Origin of the sequence: Carboxylicivirga linearis, assembly GCF_018271995.1 — a bacterium.
In the GTDB taxonomy this organism is placed as follows: Bacteria; Bacteroidota; Bacteroidia; order Bacteroidales; family Marinilabiliaceae; genus Carboxylicivirga; species Carboxylicivirga linearis.
The window spans coordinates 1-1,101 of record NZ_JAGUCO010000092.1 but is presented as its reverse complement, the minus strand read 5'-3'; the positions used below and the strand labels follow the sequence as shown (position 1 = coordinate 1,101).

Annotated in this window: 2 protein-coding genes; both read right to left on the bottom strand. The window is 40.2% G+C overall.

Annotated features, from left to right (window positions below):
* Positions 1-293: hypothetical protein (locus tag KEM10_RS23740; protein WP_212220857.1), on the bottom strand; the 293-nt coding region annotated here is incomplete at its 3' end.
* On the bottom strand, positions 280-1,056 hold the full coding sequence (locus KEM10_RS23735; RefSeq protein WP_212220854.1) for a hypothetical protein: 777 nt from the start codon (positions 1,054-1,056) through the stop codon (positions 280-282). The genes KEM10_RS23735 and KEM10_RS23740, both read right to left, overlap by 14 nt.
* Between the last annotated feature and the right edge of the window lie 45 nt (positions 1,057-1,101).

Sequence of the window (1,101 nt, the reverse complement as noted above, 5' to 3'; positions counted from 1 at the left end):
GCTTGGGTTTTGATGTCTATGTAATCGGTGAATACCTGGTAGCGGTACTCATCCATAAAGTCGTATTCTTCGGGTGTAGCGGTAAACACATTATCGCTGCTTATAAGTTCCATTTCATCAATGGAGCTTGGCAGACCTTTGGTGTTCAAAATCCACATATCGTTTTTCAGGTCCAGCGAAATATCCGAACCTGTTACCATTATCACCGTTGGTTTTAATTGGTAGCTGTCGATGGTGCGCATTCCTGAAACACGGTCTTTTGCGATGGTATGTAATAACTCACTCGTGTTCATATTCAATGTAGATTCTAATGGTTAGCGTATTGTCTCCGCTGTTCTTATTGCTCTTGAAAACTGTATGGATATTGCTGTTTACCTCCAAAGGCTCATGGAATGGGATAACCTCTTTGCTTAAATGTTTTACCTTTCTGTTGGCGGTAAGCATGTAATCACGCAATAGAAAGCTGTTGCCGTTTACCAATAGGCTGATGTTGCCACATTCATAAGGTTCAGGCTGTTTGTAAGCCTTAACAGGGCGAAGAAAAACATCGGATTTATGCAGAAAGGCAAAGGTCAGTGTTTCCTGTGCTATCAAGTCGGCAAATTCAAGGCTTGTAATGGTTTGACCTTTTTCAAACAAACCCACTTTGTTGTAGAGATAATCGGCTAACTTTGTATTGAAAAGCTCTGCAATGCTGTTATTCAGGTTGCTTTGCTGGTCTGCATCTAGGCAAGTGAATTTGATATTATTACTCAAAATATCAACGATTGCCGGAAGAATGTCACTTTCAAAAAAGTCTTTGCTTTCCGCTTCGCTTGCCCTTGTGCGTAGGTAAGAATAGAACAGGTTGGTAATACCATCGGTCAGTAACAAATCGGATATTAAAGCTTGAGGAAAAGCTAAATCCTGTGTTACATCTTCCAATTCTGATTCCTTTTTAACCAGGGCGTTTATTGCAATGCCTGTAATCAGTTTACAGGAAGCAGGGAGCAAATCCTGTTCGTTAATGTGTTTGTTGCCAACTGAGGTTTTTGTAATTACAAAATATCGTTTCATTGTCGGGAGATTTTAGCGTTATTTCTTTTTCTCTACCTCGGCAAG

What these genes read in the sequence shown, in the direction of transcription:
- KEM10_RS23735 (WP_212220854.1), bottom strand. Translation starts at nt 1,056, where the DNA reads ATGAAACGATATTTTGTAATTACAAAAACCTCAGTTGGCAACAAACAC.